Origin of the sequence: Coleofasciculus sp. (assembly GCF_046539235.1) — a bacterium.
Taxonomy (GTDB): domain Bacteria; phylum Cyanobacteriota; class Cyanobacteriia; order Cyanobacteriales; family Coleofasciculaceae; genus Coleofasciculus.
In genome coordinates this window covers 1-15,561 of sequence record NZ_JBKHHI010000127.1, presented here as the reverse complement: position 1 = coordinate 15,561, position 15,561 = coordinate 1, and the positions used below count along the sequence as shown (strand labels likewise).

Genomic DNA, 15,561 nt, shown 5'->3' with positions numbered 1-15,561 from the left:
CAATGACACGATTTGGGTGGGGACGCTTCGCACTATCTTTGAATTCTAGAGACGTAGCATGGGAGACGTAGCATGCTACGTCTCTACATTAAGAATTGTTTTTGATAGTCTGTTCTTTTCAAAATAGCTATCCTCTGATCTCGGGAAAAACTTGATAAACATTGAGTGACTGTTTGCGTCCTCTGAGTTGCACCAGCCCAATGAATTGAGTCGAAAAATGGTCTTTAATATAGTGGTAAGTTTCTTCACTGATTAAAATCCGACAAATCCCGCCATCAATTGATTTGTCATAACTCTCCAACCGAGCCGCAATATTAACACTATCACCAATGGTTGTATAATTGAGCCGTTGCTGAGACCCCAAACTCCCGGCGACAACTGTTCCTGTGGCAATTCCGACTCTCATCGCCGCCGTGGGACGCCCTTGGATTTTCCATTGTCGGTTGAGTTGTTCGAGTTTTGCGCCCATATTCAATGCACAACGAACCGCCGCGATCGCATCTTGGGCAATTGCTTCGGGTGTGGTACTGGGAATGGGAACCCCAAACACCGCCATGACAGCATCGCCAATAAATTTATCCAAGACACCATCATGGTTGAGTACACTCTCAGACATGGCTTTCATGTATTCGTTAAGCCAAACCATCAGGACTTCTGGGTTAGTCCGTTCGGTAATCCCGGTAAAGCCTTTAATATCCGTAAATAGCACCGTTGCGGTTAGTTGTTGTCCGGTAATCTGTCCTTCTTTGAGGAGTTGATGGCGATCGCGCCAAACCGCTTGGGCTAGTTTAGGCGTAACGTGTTGTCCCAAAAGATTCATGACTGCTTGTCTGTCTTCCCGTTCAATGCAGGCGAGATAAGCCGTAATCGCCATTTCTGACCCAATTAGGGCAAGGAATGGGGGAATTAGGGGAATCCACCATCCTGGCAAAAAAGCTAGGTATGAACCGCCCACCAGAATCGTACCCAACAAGAGAATACTCGCCACTAGATAGCGCATTCTTAGGAATGTCCAGCTAGACATAGCACCCACAGCCGCCCAAAAGACGATCCACACCCCTTCGACGGGTTCAGACCAAACCTTGATCGGGAAACGCCCATCCAAGGCTGCACTCACCAGTTGACTGGTAATCTGGGCATGGATGTCTACACCGTACTCCGCCGTGAGATAACTATTACTGTAAGGGGTGAAGAAAATATCTTTGAGACTGGCGGCTTTAACCCCAATTAAAACAATGCGATCGCGCATTAGATTAGCTGGTATTTTATTCTCTAGAACCTCCGTCAGTGATACGGTGGGAAATGGGTTGCAGCGTTGGGAGTTATGTTGGCATTGAGGGCGACGATAATTTAATAGAATCTGATATCCTCCTGTATCCGCGTTAATGTAACCGCCATCATTGGGTTGCATGGGAACAAATACCGCTTTCCCTAAACCCACTTTGCCTAGCGCTGGGTCAATGGGTTGCAAAGTAACCCCTTTATTTTCTAAATAGATCAACGCTAATCGAACAGGCAGACTGTATATTTCTTGACTTGATGCATCAGTTTGATTATTGTCTTGTCTAATCGATAGCAAAGCTCGACGCACCCGACCATCGTCATCTAATAAAACATCAATCGCACCCACCTGATTGCGTTCTTTTAATCGGGGTGGTGCATCAACACTTGTACCATATTCATCCCCTAGAACTTTCTGGACACCAATTAAATTGGGTGTCGAACTAAACACCTCAACTAAGTCTTGATGACCAGGTTCCACGGGTAAATCTCGATAAATATCTAAACCAATCGCGCTAGGTTTTTGGGCTTTAATATTACGGAGTAATTGGGCTAATGTGGCATCTGATAACGTCCATTGCTTTAAGGTTTGAATATCTGGCTCATCAATCGCGACAATAACAATACGCTGATCCAAGGTTTCCGTAGGACGCCAGCGCAAAAATTGGTCATAGGCTGTCCATTCCCATAACTGTAACCCTCCCATTGAACGCAATGCCAAGACTAATCCAGTAATGGTTGGAACTGTAATTAATACTCCACGCCATTGCCAAAGAAGCTGTCTCAGATTTTTAAACATTTTTGAGTTATTGGTGCTTTATCCGGCGTGTATATTCCCAATAACCGACTCATCAATTCTCTACAATACAGCAATCAATTAAAGGTTTGGGGGCGATGTCAGTCAGTCTCACGGTTGTTGACTGTAATAATTCGTTCCAAGTCAACGTGAGTTCCGGGTTGTTCGGTTGAGAACGTCGCAACTCAGCCAGGATTTTTATCATGTCGTACCAAATCCCTAATTCCCCATAGAGGGCAACCTGTTCCAGTGGTGTTGCTGTTTGTAATTGCTTGACTTGCTCTAGCTGTAGTTCAATGAATTGAATCTGTTCTTGTGCAAAAACATCTTCTGTTCGCGATTGGCGATCGCAAATGATCGCGACTTTCCAGGTATAGGTTTTGTTAGGTTCTAGAGGCGGGGCTTCCGGGGGAAGTTGGAAGCTAATAATTCCTGCGGTTTGTTTCAGAGGAAATGTGGTTTGATAACTATACTCTTCATCTTGATCCACCAGTGTAAATTCCGCTTCCTCCGCCTGGGTTGGTGGTAGGTAGATTAAGAATGTCGGATACTCAACAGATGTTAATCGGGGGCGATTTGGGCTAATACTGGGTGTGAGTAGCGTCAGTCTTGAACGATTAGACGCACTGGATTGGGAATCCAGGGTTGAACAATTGCCACGGCTGGCACCCCCAGCGCTGGAACGCCCATCAGGTGCGCCAGGTGTTTCGGGTGGCGGGATAAAGGATAGGGTTGGTTCGGGTGTCACGGGGGACGGTTCAGCCACAACAGGAGTCTGTAGCCGAGGAACGAAAGCCAGTCCCAAACTAAACGCGATCGCAAGACGGATCAGAGATTGAGGGGTGCTTTTTCCAGTCATGATGTCTAGAGTCCTTCTCAAAAAAGGATGAAAGGCAGTTGTTAGGGAAATAACACCCTAAAGCATTATCTTTTTCCCATTGCCTCTATATAAAACTATAGTAATTGAATGCATTGAGTGTCACTCAGTTAGCCTTACTTTGGCGATAACAGTCAAATTTATTGTGAAGACAGAAAAAATTACAACCAATTGCCGACTAAAATAAACGGTGCCCAGTAGTAGGGATGGTTATACCCTTGTTGCAATAAACTTAATTGAGCATGGCGCAAGGCAGTCGCTTTATTCAGAGTTCCCTGGTTCAGTTCTTGGTAAAACTCCACCATGAGTTGAGCCGTGGAATTATCTTGTACCGACCAGAGTGTAGCCAGTGTGCTGCGTGCCCCTGAGCGAGTCGCAATTCCCGCTAAACCTAGAGCCGCCCGCTGATCCCCTGTAGCGGTTTGGCAAGCACTGAGAACCAATAATTCAATCGGATAGTCTGGGTCAGCTTGAGTGGAACGTAGGATAGTCTCGAAGTCTTTGGCTTGAATTTTTTTATCCCACGCCAGAATAAATGTTTCCTCTGGATCAGAACTAAACTGACCATGAGTGGCTAAATGAACGACTGAAAATGGCTGGGTTTGGAGGTTATCGGTCAGGTTAACACTGGTAAAGTCCTGATTTAAAAGTTGTAAGGCGGGAACCTTATTGGTGATTTGCGACAATTCCCACTCGACTCCGGGTAGGGGTGAAAATCCAGAAATTGACTGACTCACGCCTGCGGTTAAGACTTGCAGCCGCTCTGGGATTAGGGGTTGCGGTGAGAGCAGGTGTAAGCTTGGGGCGACGGCTAGACTATAGGTTTCTACCAGATACTGTTGACCATCGTATAGGGCTGCCATAGGTAGATTCCGCAAGGAAGCATCCAGAACAAAGACTAACGTGGTGATGTTGCTTTGGGCTAATTCAGTCTCCGCCGGACGGATAAGCCAATCGTAGAGGTTTTGCGCCAAGGTCAAACGCTCTTTTTTTAAAGAGGTGGGTCTAAAGGATTGGCGCATTTGGTGAATGATTTGTTCAACTTGGACAGAGGAAGCCTGAGTCGCATAGTGGCGTAAGGGTTGCCCAGGTAAGGACAAGATAACTTCTAGTCGGTCGGGTAAAATAATCGGATAGAAAACGGCGGCGGTGGGATCAATTTGATCAATTTGTTGGGGTTGGCTGGTTAAACAGGCTTCTTGGAAGAAGTTATCCAGTTCTGCCAGTTGTAGGGATTCAATCACCTCACGGGCTTGTTTGAGGTGGGCTTGGCTGACCTCTTCTTCACCGGGGAGGGGTTGCAGGAGTAAGCCGGCGAACTCCCGATAGACGGGTTCTACACTTTCCCGGAAGGAAAATTGAACGGTGTCGTTAATGGCGACTAAATCAGTACGGAGTGCTTGCAAGGTGTTCACAGCTTGGTCATAAGCTGCGATCGCACTTTGGGCATTGCCTTGAGTCTTGAGTAATCGCCCCAGTTGCCATTGCCAGCGATAGGCAAGTTCTGGCGCGTTGAGGGATTGAGCTAAGGTTAAAGCCTGTTCGGTGAGGGTTTGGGCGTTAGCGAGTTGCTGAGTTTGTTCGTAGAGTTGACCGAGATAACCGAGGGCGTAGGATTCAACCTGTCGGTCATTCAGGGTTCTGGCTTGTTGGGTAATGGTGGCGAGTAACTGGGCAATTTCTGGGGCGTTCCCAGATGCATCATGGCGCGTTTCTACATTGCCCATCTGCATCAGGCTGCGGGCGACGTTAATCTGGGCATAGAGGGTTTGGCGACTGACGGGGAGTTGGGCGAGTTGGGGTTGAAGTTGAGTCCACAACTGGCGGGCGGTTTGAAACTGCTGGGTTTCTACGAATAAACTAAGTTGATTGGCTTGAGCCTGGAATTTGAGGGTCGGGGAAAGGGTGGTAGCGGCGGCTTGTTGGTAAAATTGGATGGCGTCTTCGATTTGGTGTTGGGAACGGGCGGTATTGCCGAGACTAAAGAGGATGGCGGTACTATCTGGGGGGGAGGGTAAGGTTTTCGCGATCGCCAAACTTTGTTCGAGGATTTGCCGAGATTGGTTTAAGTCGCCAGTAATCCGCAGCAGATCACCAAGCGATCGCAATCCGGCTATCTTAGTCAGGGAATCCGGCTGGGCGGTTAAGGTTTGCCGGATTTGGTCTAACAGGTTTCTTGCCCGCAGGTAAAGCCCCAAGGCTCTCATGGCTTGGGTTTGGTTAATTAAGCTGCGTGTGACGCCTGTTTCATCTCCGACTTGTTGATAGGTTTTCGTGGCTTGTTCCCAGGTAGCGAGGGCAAGTTCGGCTTGTCCTTGTGCCAGTTGCAGATGACCTTGGGTATTTAAGGCTTGAGCTAATATTTTTAAGTGGTTTTGGGATGTGTTTGGGTTTGGGGTGGAAAGTAAGTTAAGGCTGGTTTCAATCGCTTGATTGGCTTCATGCCATTGTCCCAACTGGCGATAGGCTAATGCCAGATTACTCAGCACCATCGCTTGATTTAAGGTATCGCCTTGAGTTGTAAAGGTGTCTAAGGCTTGTTTCCAGATAGTTATCGCCGCCGCATAATGTCCCGTTTGATAATCGTTTTTACCTTGTTGTACGAGTTGGGAGGTATTGGCGGTTAGGGACTCGATAACAGGTGAAGTTTGGGCAGTTGTCTCTAGTTCAGGTACAGTTGCTACGGTTGGGGATATAGTCAGATTCAACAACAGCGTCATCAGAGTAACGCTGATTGCCAAACCCAAATACTTGAGGAATTTAGGTTTAAACCATAATGTCAAAAATTGCGAAATCCTTGTAGTGCGAGCATCTTGCTCGCTACCCATTCCCAATTTAAATGCGTGACAGCTTAAGCTTTTGTCTTCACTATTGCCCATTCCCCATTCCCCATTCCCCATTCCCGCTTCGCGTAGCGCTATACCTAGTAATCTGAACAATTCGCCGGGTTATTCCAGTTTCCAGAAAGTGTAGCTGTAGGAAATTCAGCCACTAAAATAACCTGTCCATCCGCCGTTTTTACCCAACCTTGAGCCTCGATAATTCGATTGGGGGAATTATTTTGTCCCCTCTCCGTTTCCCCCTGTACCTGCATCTGTGTCTCCTCTGACAGAGTGCCTAAATCATCTAAAACAGTATCCAAGGTAAGTACATCATCCGGAGTGGGTGGCACACCGCCTCGCCCTGTCACCACAAATCGACTACCGCCATTCTTACCCATTGCGGGACAACCTTGGATAATTTGCCCCGTCGGGTCAACAAAATTGCTGGGTAATTCTGTCAGTCCCCGACTAGGATCAAGGGGGCTATTGAGTGTAACATTACCCGGAGAACCAAATTGGGAACTGGCATCAATATCATTCGTGCGATTTCCGGCAATCGCTGGACGTTCTTGAATCCCGAAAATCCCTTGACCGGAGATAGTAATATTGCCACCGTCACCCTGATCAGCTTTGGCAATAATATCACTACCATTCGCGCCTTCTGGGGGTAGGACGATTAAGTAGCGAGTATCAATATTGATATTACCGCCATCAGCATTACTAAAGGCTTCGGCAGAAATTAGGCTTTCGTTGCTCATCAGCAACACATCCGATAGATTTAGGTTAATATTTGCCCCGTCCTGGGCATTAGTGCCTCCAGTTTCTGCTGTCACTTTGCCGTGGTTGAGACGTAAAGAATTGGCAGTAATTAGCAGATTTCCGGCTTGTCCAGAGGGGCTACTAACGGTTACGGCAGCTTCATCCTGAACAGACATTTGCCCTGTTTTAATGGTTAAGTTACCTGCTGTACCGCCTTGAGTTGCTTCTACCGATAGGCGACTATTATTACTCACTTGCACCGAATTAGCTGGATTTGAATTCGCGTTAATGCTTAAGCTTCCCGCCTCACCGGTTTGAGTCGAGGCTGATATGGCACTGTTGTTATCAACTCTCAAGCTATCCAAACCTTCTAGGATAATCCCCTCACTGCGACTGGAGACATTAGAGGCTAATATCTTTGCCTCATTCTCTAGAGTCAACTGTTGGGTATTAATGCGAACTTCTCCCGCATTGCCACTGCTTGTAGCCGCCGCCGACAGTTCTACGCCATCAGTGAGGGTAAATTGGGGAGTCGTGACTAATACATTCCCCGCATCCCCTGTACTCCGGCTTTCTACCGCTAATCGTCCCTGTCCCGTAATAGTAATTGCTTGCGGCGCACTGAGGATTAAATCGCCACCTTTGCCACTTCCAGAGGTAGAAGCTGACACTTGGGAATCAGGCGCTAGGGTAATGTCTAGCGTTGATTGATCCTGATAAGGCTTCAGGGTTAAGGTTCCGGCGGGTGTTGGTCCCTCAGTTTCCGCAAAGACACCCACGATTCCAGCTAAATTCATCGTGGACGCATTTAACGTGATACTACCCCCTCCCTCTGTATTCGTGGCGGTATTCGTAGCAGTGGCAGTGATCCGGGCGGTATCAGAGAGGGTTAAGCTAGGGGTATTGATAATAATACTGCCAGCTTTGCCCGCGTCACGGGTTTCGACAGACAGCACCGGGGAAAAATCATTGACACCGATGCCGAGATTGACGGCAGTAGGGGCATTAACGGTAATAGTGCCGCTATCGCCACTGCCATTAGTTAAGGCAAAAAGTTGTGCGCCTCTGGCAATGGTTAAGGTGGAGGTATCGAAGGTAATATTTCCGGCGTCTCCAGTTCCTGTGGTTGAGGTGGTAATGGTGCCTTTTCCCTGAATGGTTACGGAGTCGGGAGCTATAATCCTTAAGTTGCCCCCAGTTCCTTCGTTTGAAGTGGAGGCAGATATCTGCGCTCCCTCCTGGAAAAACACAGATAATTTTTGTCCACCCTCATCGGGTTGGAGGGTTATATCTCCAGCACGTCCGCGACTGCTGGTTTGGGCAGATAAACGACTGGAAGAATCGAGCTGTAGTTCTGGTGCTTTGAGGGTGATGCTTCCTGCTTGTCCTGTACTGCTGGTGTTACTGATAATTCGACTATTATTGAAAGTGACTAGACCGGGGCTAGAGATTGTGACATTGCCTGCTCTTTCACTGCCTTTGGTGTCACTTTGAATAGAACTGTTGGTGAAGGTGAGATTGCCTAAGCTGGAGACATCAACATTGCCTGATTGACCTTCTCCATCGACATTCAAGGTGATGTCACCAAATGGAAGTTGCACAGTTACCTGCTTGCTCGTCAGGATGTTGGTATTTGTAAGCAATAAATCCCCTAGACCTGTTACCTGAACGGCTCCAGATTGTGAGTCAGAAGATAGAGTTAAGATTTGTAGATTACGAACGTTATTTTTAGCTTCTAGGGCAACGTTCCCCCCATTTCCTGCGGTTGCTCGCTCAGAGAGAGAAAAGGAGTTAAGGGCTGGAGAGTGAACTTCTGTTACGTACTCTTGTTTTACATGGTCGTAGCGCCAATCTTCAAAAGGAATTCCTACAATATCTCCAGTTTTAGCAATGAGGGAAATCGCGCCTCCCTGACCTGCCCTGCCTTCCCTAGAGTACGAGTAAGAGGACAAATCGCCAGCGATATTGATGTCGTTGGAAGCCTCAAAGCTAATTGCACCCCCATCACCTGCTTTGCCTTCAGTAGAGAACGAGCCAGAGGACAAATTGCCAGTGATATTGATGTTGTTGGAAGCCTCAAAGCTAATTGCTCCCCCATCACCTGCATTGCCATAATAAGAGGACGAGAAAGAGTTCAAACCGCCATTGATATTGATGTCGTTGGCAGCTTCAAGGCTAATGGCACCCCCCTCACCTCCATTGCCATTATTAGAGAGCGAGTAAGAGGACAAAGAGCCAGTGATATTGATGTCGTTGGCAGCTTCAAGGCTAATTGCTCCCCCATCACCTGCATTGCCATTATTAGAGGACGAGTAAGAGGACAAAGAGCCAGTGATATGGATATTGTTGCCAGCTTCAAGGCTAATTGCTCCCCCATCACCTGCATTGCCATAAAAAGAGTACGAGAGAGAGTACAAACCAGAGAGGAAAAAGCCACTGATATTGATATCGTTGCCAGCTTCAAGGCTAATTGCTCCCCCATCACCTGCATTGCCACTACTAGAGAACGAGTAAGAGAACAAATAGCCACTGATATTGATGTCGTTGGCAGCTTCAAGGCTAATGGCACCCCCCTCACCTCCACTATCAGATGAGGTGTTTAGGTTAAAAGCACTGATGCTGCCATTGGTCGCCATGAGCTTAATTGCTCCACTAGGCGCACTCGAAGGAGGGGCAGTATCGATATTACCAAGAGTCAAGCTAGCCGCTGAAATTAAAATATCTCGACCATTAGTTTTGAGAGTATCAAAAGCATCTTGCATCCGGAAAGAGCCAACTCCATCTCCATCTGCATCAGCTATCAACTCAATCAATCCTGTCCCAGGGGCAAAACTTAACTCATTGTCGTCAAGGTCGTTAACCCTAATGTCATTGGTTGCCTGCAAAATAACATTGGTATTTCCTGCTAGTGCTTCCAGTGCCACTTCCGAAATGGTGAAGGGGACAGCACCCACATCTCCTTGGAGAATTTGGCTATCCGTCAGTTGAGCATCCTCTGCTCCACCCGTTCCATTGGCAATGATGATATTGGTTGGGTCTAACAGCAAGGTTCCAAAACTGCCACCAACCGCGCTAGTATCAACAATCCCTGCAAAATTCAGCTGTTGCTTCCCGGATACTTCTACAAACCCACCATTTCCCCCATCAACTCCCCCACGGGCGCTAATCGTGCCATAAAATCCGGTCACCTCATCCGCCCAAACGAAGACATTGCCCCCATCGCCCGTTGTCAAAGCATCAGCATTAATCGTTACATCTGAACCAATGAAAGTACGCAACGCATTGGCAACGTCACCCTTACCCTGAAACCCTCCGCCAATCAACACCGTACCGCCACCCATCTCGGCAGACACATCAATCTCAGCATTGTCTAACAACCCCACCCGTTCTCCTAACACCTGCACTAACCCCCCTGGTGCGATGAGAGAACCTGTACTGGTAACAGTGCTGCCGAATAACGTCACCGATTCTCCTGAATTGACCGCTAAATTTCCCTGATTCGAGATAGTTCCTCTCGGCGAATTCGTCCCATACTGCAATCCCGGTGTGATATTAATCGTCAACAATGGCGGCGCTTGGGGATTCGTGGCGCTAAACTCACTGCCATCAGGAAACGTAAAACGATTAGCGCCAGAGGCGACAAGGGAACCGCCAATATCCAACCGGGCATTCTCACCAAAAATTATCCCATTGGGATTGATTAAGAATAGATTCGCCGTGCCATTTGCCCGAATCCACCCATCAATATCTGAAATATTAGAACCCGTCACCCGCCCAAAGATAGTCTCAATATCCAAGGCATTATTAAAAAATGCCTCACCCCCCGTCGGCACAGAAAACTCCTCAAAACTATGAAACAGGTTAACCCCACGCACCGTTCCCCCATCAATCTGGCAAATTGGACACCCCGTCACCTGAGAATCTACTGGCAGGGTATTATCAGGAACAACTTGGGCTGAAACCGGACTCAAATGCGCCAAAAAAGCCAAAGCCAGACTGCCCATCATTGAAACTCGAAATCTCGCCTGTGCCATAGCTGATCAAATAGAGGGGTAACTAGTTTCTCCTCTTACTATAGCCCTGGTTAAATCGGTCGGCAATAATTCAGAACTCTACCTTTAATCCGAACAATTAGCCGGGTTATTCCAGTTTCCAGAAGGTTTAGCCGTAGGAGATTCGGCAACTAAAATAATCTGTCCATCTGCCGTTTTCACCCAACCTTGAGCCTCAATAATTCGATGGGGAATTTGATTTAGTACCCTTTCCGTCTCTCCTTGTTCCTGCCTCTGTGTCTCCTCTGACAGAGTGCCTAAATCATCTAAAACAGTATCCAGAGTCAGTACATCATCCGGAGTGGGTGGCACGCCGCCTCGCCCCGTCACCACAAATCGACTACCGCCATTCTTACCCACAGCGGGACAACCTTGGATAATTTGCCCCGTCGGGTCAACAAAATTGCTGGGTAATTCTGTCAGTCCCCGACTAGGATCAAGGGGGCTATTGAGTGTAACATTACCCGGAGAACCAAATTGGGAACTGGCATCAATATCATTCGTGCGATTTCCGGCAATCGCTGGACGTTCTTGAATCCCGAAAATCCCTTGACCGGAGATAGTAATATTGCCACCGTCACCCTGATCAGCTTTGGCAATAATATCACTACCATTCGCGCCTTCTGGGGGTAGGACGATTAAGTAGCGAGTATCAATATTGATATTACCGCCATCAGCATTACTAAAGGCTTCGGCAGAAATTAGGCTTTCGTTGCTCATCAGCAACACATCCGATAGATTTAGGTTAATATTTGCCCCGTCCTGGGCATTAGTGCCTCCAGTTTCTGCTGTCACTTTGCCGTGGTTGAGACGTAAAGAATTGGCAGTAATTAGCAGATTTCCGGCTTGTCCAGAGGGGCTACTAACGGTTACGGCAGCTTCATCCTGAACAGACATTTGCCCTGTTTTAATGGTTAAGTTACCTGCTGTACCGCCTTGAGTTGCTTCTACCGATAGGCGACTATTATTACTCACTTGCACCGAATTAGCTGGATTTGAATTCGCGTTAATGCTTAAGCTTCCCGCCTCACCGGTTTGAGTCGAGGCTGATATGGCACTGTTGTTATCAACTCTCAAGCTATCCAAACCTTCTAGGATAATCCCCTCACTGCGACTGGAGACATTAGAGGCTAATATCTTTGCCTCATTCTCTAGAGTCAACTGTTGGGTATTAATGCGAACTTCTCCCGCATTGCCACTGCTTGTAGCCGCCGCCGACAGTTCTACGCCATCAGTGAGGGTAAATTGGGGAGTCGTGACTAATACATTCCCCGCATCCCCTGTACTCCGGCTTTCTACCGCTAATCGTCCCTGTCCCGTAATAGTAATTGCTTGCGGCGCACTGAGGATTAAATCGCCACCTTTGCCACTTCCAGAGGTAGAAGCTGACACTTGGGAATCAGGCGCTAGGGTAATGTCTAGCGTTGATTGATCCTGATAAGGCTTCAGGGTTAAGGTTCCGGCGGGTGTTGGTCCCTCAGTTTCCGCAAAGACACCCACGATTCCAGCTAAATTCATCGTGGACGCATTTAACGTGATACTACCCCCTCCCTCTGTATTCGTGGCGGTATTCGTAGCAGTGGCAGTGATCCGGGCGGTATCAGAGAGGGTTAAGCTAGGGGTATTGATAATAATACTGCCAGCTTTGCCCGCGTCACGGGTTTCGACAGACAGCACCGGGGAAAAATCATTGACACCGATGCCGAGATTGACGGCAGTAGGGGCATTAACGGTAATAGTGCCGCTATCGCCACTGCCATTAGTTAAGGCAAAAAGTTGTGCGCCTCTGGCAATGGTTAAGGTGGAGGTATCGAAGGTAATATTTCCGGCGTCTCCAGTTCCTGTGGTTGAGGTGGTAATGGTGCCTTTTCCCTGAATGGTTACGGAGTCGGGAGCTATAATCCTTAAGTTGCCCCCAGTTCCTTCGTTTGAAGTGGAGGCAGATATCTGCGCTCCCTCCTGGAAAAACACAGATAATTTTTGTCCACCCTCATCGGGTTGGAGGGTTATATCTCCAGCACGTCCGCGACTGCTGGTTTGGGCAGATAAACGACTGGAAGAATCGAGCTGTAGTTCTGGTGCTTTGAGGGTGATGCTTCCTGCTTGTCCTGTACTGCTGGTGTTACTGATAATTCGACTATTATTGAAAGTGACTAGACCGGGGCTAGAGATTGTGACATTGCCTGCTCTTTCACTGCCTTTGGTGTCACTTTGAATAGAACTGTTGGTGAAGGTGAGATTGCCTAAGCTGGAGACATCAACATTGCCTGATTGACCTTCTCCATCGACATTCAAGGTGATGTCACCAAATGGAAGTTGCACAGTTACCTGCTTGCTCGTCAGGATGTTGGTATTTGTAAGCAATAAATCCCCTAGACCTGTTACCTGAACGGCTCCAGATTGTGAGTCAGAAGATAGAGTTAAGATTTGTAGATTACGAACGTTATTTTTAGCTTCTAGGGCAACGTTCCCCCCATTTCCTGCGGTTGCTCGCTCAGAGAGAGAAAAGGAGTTAAGGGCTGGAGAGTGAACTTCTGTTACGTACTCTTGTTTTACATGGTCGTAGCGCCAATCTTCAAAAGGAATTCCTACAATATCTCCAGTTTTAGCAATGAGGGAAATCGCGCCTCCCTGACCTGCCCTGCCTTCCCTAGAGTACGAGTAAGAGGACAAATCGCCAGCGATATTGATGTCGTTGGAAGCCTCAAAGCTAATTGCACCCCCATCACCTGCTTTGCCTTCAGTAGAGAACGAGCCAGAGGACAAATTGCCAGTGATATTGATGTTGTTGGAAGCCTCAAAGCTAATTGCTCCCCCATCACCTGCATTGCCATAATAAGAGGACGAGAAAGAGTTCAAACCGCCATTGATATTGATGTCGTTGGCAGCTTCAAGGCTAATGGCACCCCCCTCACCTCCATTGCCATTATTAGAGAGCGAGTAAGAGGACAAAGAGCCAGTGATATTGATGTCGTTGGCAGCTTCAAGGCTAATTGCTCCCCCATCACCTGCATTGCCATTATTAGAGGACGAGTAAGAGGACAAAGAGCCAGTGATATGGATATTGTTGCCAGCTTCAAGGCTAATTGCTCCCCCATCACCTGCATTGCCATAAAAAGAGTACGAGAGAGAGTACAAACCAGAGAGGAAAAAGCCACTGATATTGATATCGTTGCCAGCTTCAAGGCTAATTGCTCCCCCATCACCTGCATTGCCACTACTAGAGAACGAGTAAGAGAACAAATAGCCACTGATATTGATGTCGTTGGCAGCTTCAAGGCTAATGGCACCCCCCTCACCTCCACTATCAGATGAGGTGTTTAGGTTAAAAGCACTGATGCTGCCATTGGTCGCCATGAGCTTAATTGCTCCACTAGGCGCACTCGAAGGAGGGGCAGTATCGATATTACCAAGAGTCAAGCTAGCCGCTGAAATTAAAATATCTCGACCATTAGTTTTGAGAGTATCAAAAGCATCTTGCATCCGGAAAGAGCCAACTCCATCTCCATCTGCATCAGCTATCAACTCAATCAATCCTGTCCCAGGGGCAAAACTTAACTCATTGTCGTCAAGGTCGTTAACCCTAATGTCATTGGTTGCCTGCAAAATAACATTGGTATTTCCTGCTAGTGCTTCCAGTGCCACTTCCGAAATGGTGAAGGGGACAGCACCCACATCTCCTTGGAGAATTTGGCTATCCGTCAGTTGAGCATCCTCTGCTCCACCCGTTCCATTGGCAATGATGATATTGGTTGGGTCTAACAGCAAGGTTCCAAAACTGCCACCAACCGCGCTAGTATCAACAATCCCTGCAAAATTCAGCTGTTGCTTCCCGGATACTTCTACAAACCCACCATTTCCCCCATCAACTCCCCCACGGGCGCTAATCGTGCCATAAAATCCGGTCACCTCATCCGCCCAAACGAAGACATTGCCCCCATCGCCCGTTGTCAAAGCATCAGCATTAATCGTTACATCTGAACCAATGAAAGTACGCAACGCATTGGCAACGTCACCCTTACCCTGAAACCCTCCGCCAATCAACACCGTACCGCCACCCATCTCGGCAGACACATCAATCTCAGCATTGTCTAACAACCCCACCCGTTCTCCTAACACCTGCACTAACCCCCCTGGTGCGATGAGAGAACCTGTACTGGTAACAGTGCTGCCGAATAACGTCACCGATTCTCCTGAATTGACCGCTAAATTTCCCTGATTCGAGATAGTTCCTCTCGGCGAATTCGTCCCATACTGCAATCCCGGTGTGATATTAATCGTCAACAATGGCGGCGCTTGGGGATTCGTGGCGCTAAACTCACTGCCATCAGGAAACGTAAAACGATTAGCGCCAGAGGCGACAAGGGAACCGCCAATATCCAACCGGGCATTCTCACCAAAAATTATCCCATTGGGATTGATTAAGAATAGATTCGCCGTGCCATTTGCCCGAATCCACCCATCAATATCTGAAATATTAGAACCCGTCACCCGCCCAAAGATAGTCTCAATATCCAAGGCATTATTAAAAAATGCCTCACCCCCCGTCGGCACAGAAAACTCCTCAAAACTATGAAACAGGTTAACCCCACGCACCGTTCCCCCATCAATCTGGCAAATTGGACACCCCGTCACCTGAGAATCTACTGGCAGGGTATTATCAGGAACAACTTGGGCTGAAACCGGACTCAAATGCGCCAAAAAAGCCAAAGCCAGACTGCCCATCATTGAAACTCGAAATCTCGCCTGTGCCATAGCTGATCAAATAGAGGGGTAACTAGTTTCTCCTCTTACTATAGCCCTGGTTAAATCGGTCGGCAATAATTCAGAACTCTACCTTTAATCCGAACAATTAGCCGGGTTATTCCAGTTTCCAGAAGGTTTAGCCGTAGGAGATTCGGCAACTAAAATAATCTGTCCCAATTGAGATCCCCCGGTTAAGGATAAGTTTCGCGCTTCAACGGTGATATCGCC

General features: G+C 47.8%; 5 protein-coding genes. All 5 read right to left on the bottom strand.

Features of this window, described 5'->3' with window-relative positions; genetic code table 11:
- Positions 1 to 127: 127 nt before the first annotated feature.
- The 5 genes from ACLFWI_RS13505 to ACLFWI_RS13485 all read right to left on the bottom strand — a co-directional run bounded on the left by ACLFWI_RS13505 (position 128) and on the right by ACLFWI_RS13485 (position 15,342).
- Complete coding sequence (locus ACLFWI_RS13505) at positions 128 to 2,080, bottom strand: CHASE2 domain-containing protein (RefSeq protein ID WP_446413360.1); 1,953 nt, start codon at positions 2,078 to 2,080, stop codon at positions 128 to 130.
- A gap of 52 nt (positions 2,081 to 2,132) precedes the next feature.
- Complete coding sequence (locus ACLFWI_RS13500) at positions 2,133 to 2,936, bottom strand: DUF928 domain-containing protein (protein WP_446413359.1); 804 nt, start codon at positions 2,934 to 2,936, stop codon at positions 2,133 to 2,135.
- 179 nt (positions 2,937 to 3,115) lie between these two features.
- Positions 3,116 to 5,893: a CHAT domain-containing protein gene (locus tag ACLFWI_RS13495; protein ID WP_446413358.1), complete on the bottom strand. Its 2,778-nt coding sequence runs from the start codon at positions 5,891 to 5,893 to the stop codon at positions 3,116 to 3,118.
- Complete coding sequence (locus ACLFWI_RS13490; protein ID WP_446413357.1) at positions 5,878 to 10,569, bottom strand: two-partner secretion domain-containing protein; 4,692 nt, start codon at positions 10,567 to 10,569, stop codon at positions 5,878 to 5,880. The genes ACLFWI_RS13495 and ACLFWI_RS13490 overlap by 16 nt, the downstream gene beginning before the upstream one ends.
- Before the next feature lie 84 nt (positions 10,570 to 10,653).
- Positions 10,654 to 15,342: a two-partner secretion domain-containing protein gene (locus ACLFWI_RS13485; RefSeq protein WP_446413356.1), complete on the bottom strand. Its 4,689-nt coding sequence runs from the start codon at positions 15,340 to 15,342 to the stop codon at positions 10,654 to 10,656.
- Positions 15,343 to 15,561 lie beyond the last annotated feature (219 nt).

Bases quoted from the DNA above. Each gene is read 5' to 3' on its own strand.
- ACLFWI_RS13505 (WP_446413360.1), bottom strand. From the start codon at position 2,080: ATGTTTAAAAATCTGAGACAGCTTCTTTGGCAATGGCGTGGAGTATTA.
- ACLFWI_RS13500 (WP_446413359.1), bottom strand. From the start codon at position 2,936: ATGACTGGAAAAAGCACCCCTCAATCTCTGATCCGTCTTGCGATCGCG.
- ACLFWI_RS13490 (WP_446413357.1), bottom strand. From the start codon at position 10,569: ATGGCACAGGCGAGATTTCGAGTTTCAATGATGGGCAGTCTGGCTTTG.
- ACLFWI_RS13485 (WP_446413356.1), bottom strand. From the start codon at position 15,342: ATGGCACAGGCGAGATTTCGAGTTTCAATGATGGGCAGTCTGGCTTTG.